This window comes from Kitasatospora putterlickiae (assembly GCF_039527695.1).
GTDB lineage: Bacteria > Actinomycetota > Actinomycetes > Streptomycetales > Streptomycetaceae > Kitasatospora > Kitasatospora putterlickiae.
Map to the genome: position 1 here is coordinate 17427 of NZ_BAAAKJ010000166.1, position 2210 is coordinate 19636.

A 2210-nucleotide genomic window follows, 5' to 3' on the forward strand; every position below is an offset into this window, starting at 1 on the left:
CCGCCGGCCGGACCGGGCCAGGCTCGACCAGGGGGAACCCCGAGACCGGCCGGGCGCGCGTACGCCTCAAGGTGGAGGACCCACCCCCCAAGGACGGCGGAAGGTCAAGACCTCCCGATGACGATCCGGCACCCCGGCGGGCGCCAGGATGGAGTCACACCGGGAAACCGGTCCCGGAGCCGGGAAACGGGCGACGGGCGCACAGCAGCACCATGGGAGAGGACAGGCGGGCATGAACGGCATCGCGGGCAAGATCGCACTCGGAGTGGCGGGCACCGGCATGGCCCTCGCCGTCGCCGTCGTGGCGGTGGGGCCGAGGGTCGCCGAGTGGTACGACGACCGGCACCAGGAGCAGTCCACCTACACCAGCGGCAGCGCGGCCAAGGCCGACCACCGAGCCGTGCCGGCCTGGCTGCCTGACAACGCCTCGTCCGTCCGCTACCTGATGTCCACCACCGGCGACGACCGCCTGCTGACCGCCACCCTCCCGGAGGGGCGGCTGCCCGCCGGCTGCCGGACCGCCGAACCCGGCAAGGGCAGCCACCCGGCGCCGGTCTCGCTCAGGGCGGGCTGGTTCCCGGAGGGCATCACCACCAAGGCCACCGGCTCCTGCGGCCACTACAACGTCGCCCTGAACGGCAACCAGCTCTACGCCTGGCAGGACGGCGCCGCCGTCCAGGCCGCCCTGCGGGCCGAACGGCTCGCACGCTGAGACGCCGTCACCGGACCTCGGCCGGCCCCCGACTGTCGGCGGCCCGGGGCGCTGGGGTAGGACGGAGCGAGCACGATCGCCGTGCCCGTTCCGAGAGGAGCCCCATGCCTGGTCCGACCGCCGGCCCTGCCGGTGACGCGTCGACCGCCTCCGCCGCCACCGCGACCGACGCCGCCGCCACGACCGATGCCGCCGCCGGGATCGCCGACGCCGCCACCACGACCACGACCACCGCCGCCAAGGACTGGGCGCCCGGCGGCGTGGGCGGCCGCGCCACCATCGTCGTCCTCGGCGGCCTGGTCGCCCTCGGCCCGCTCACCACCGACCTCTACCTGCCGGGCCTGCCCGCGATCGCCGACGACCTCGCCGCCGAACCGGCCGCCGTCCAGCTCACCCTCACCTTCTCGATGTTCGGCGTCGCCGCAGGCCAGCTGCTCTTCGGACCGCTCAGCGACCGCTTCGGCCGCCGCCCGCCGCTGCTCGCCGGACTCGTCGTCTACACGCTCGCCAGCCTCGCCTGCGTGGTCGCGCCCAACCTGACCGTGCTGATCGCCGCCCGCTTCATCCAGGGCGCCGCGGGCGCCGCCGGACTGGTCATCGGCCGCGCCGTCGCCCGCGACCGCTTCGAGGGCGTCGCGATGATCCGCTTCCTCGCCTCGATCACCCTGATATCCGGCCTCGCCCCGATCCTCGCCCCGCTGTTCGGCGCCCAACTGCTGCGCTTCACCTCCTGGCGCGGCACCTTCGGCGCCCTGGCCGCGCTCGGCCTGCTGCTCACCCTGGTGGCCTTCGGCGCGCTGCGCGAGACCCTCCCGGCGTCCGCCCGGCGCGGCGGCGGCCTGGCCGCCACCCTGCGCACCATGGGCGGGCTCCTGCGCGACGTACCGTTCCTCGGCCTGCTGCTGACCAGCACCTTCGCGTTCGGCGCGCTGTTCGGCTACATCAGCGGCTCCTCGGTGGTGCTGCAGCACGTCTACCACGTGTCGCCGCAGACCTACAGCCTGCTGTTCGGGCTCAACTCGGTGGCCATCGTGGCGTCCACCCAGCTGAACGGACGGCTGCTCGCGCCCCGGTACTCCGCCGCCACGCTGATGCGGACGGGCCTGGCGGTGCTGATCGCCGCCGGAACGTTCCTGGTCCTGGCCACCGCCGTCTGGGACCTCGGGCTGGTCGCCTTCTGCGGCTCGCTGTTCGTGATGATGGCGGGGCTCGGCATCGTCCTGCCGAACTCGGCCGCCCGGGCGCTCAGCATGGTGTCGCCGCAGGCCGCCGGCTCCGCCTCCGCCCTCCTCGGCACCGGCAACTTCCTCTGCGGCGCCGTCGTCGCCCCGCTCAGCAGCCTGGGCGGGAACCCCTCGGCCGTGCTGCTCGCGTTCGTCGTGCTCGGCTGCGGCCTGCTCGCCGCGGCCTCCTACCTGCTGCTCCTGCGCCCGGGCCGGCCCGCCCCCGAGCCGGCCGTCGCGTAGCCGTCCGCCGTAACGGCCCCCGCCGGGGTGCC

Annotated in this window: 2 protein-coding genes; both read left to right on the forward strand. The window is 75.0% G+C overall.

Features of this window, described 5'->3' with window-relative positions:
• The first annotated feature begins 232 nt into the window (after positions 1-232).
• Positions 233-712: a hypothetical protein gene (locus tag ABD308_RS17255; RefSeq protein ID WP_344335276.1), complete on the forward strand. Its 480-nt coding sequence runs from the start codon at positions 233-235 to the stop codon at positions 710-712.
• 104 nt (positions 713-816) lie between these two features.
• Positions 817-2178 (forward strand): multidrug effflux MFS transporter, encoded by a 1362-nt coding sequence (locus tag ABD308_RS17260; RefSeq protein ID WP_344335279.1) that lies wholly within the window; start codon positions 817-819, stop codon positions 2176-2178.
• Positions 2179-2210 lie beyond the last annotated feature (32 nt).

Bases quoted from the DNA above. Each gene is read 5' to 3' on its own strand.
- ABD308_RS17255 (WP_344335276.1), top strand. From the start codon at position 233: ATGAACGGCATCGCGGGCAAGATCGCACTCGGAGTGGCGGGCACCGGC.
- ABD308_RS17260 (WP_344335279.1), top strand. From the start codon at position 817: ATGCCTGGTCCGACCGCCGGCCCTGCCGGTGACGCGTCGACCGCCTCC.